A 258-nucleotide genomic window follows, 5' to 3' on the forward strand; every position below is an offset into this window, starting at 1 on the left:
ATTAGTTACCTTGATACATTGAGTGATGAAGCTGAAAAAATAGGAGCCGTAAACTGTGTTTTGATTGAAAATGGTAAAAAAACAGGATATAATACGGATGCTTTCGGTTTTGAAAAAACGCTCTTCCTCCATAAAAAAAACTCACAGGACAAAGCTTTGATTCTTGGTAACGGAGGAGCTGCAAAGGCAGTAAAATATGTACTGGATAAACACAATATCCCATCCAAGACGATTACAAGAAGCTCTGAAACAAACTTT

At 35.7% G+C, this 258-nt stretch carries 1 pseudogene; it reads left to right on the forward strand.

Going from position 1 to position 258, the window contains the following annotated elements:
- A pseudogene (gene aroE / locus SB689_RS23530) lies at positions 1–258 on the forward strand (shikimate dehydrogenase); the annotation flags it as partial.

Source organism: Chryseobacterium sp. SIMBA_038 (assembly GCF_046535115.1).
Taxonomy (GTDB): domain Bacteria; phylum Bacteroidota; class Bacteroidia; order Flavobacteriales; family Weeksellaceae; genus Chryseobacterium.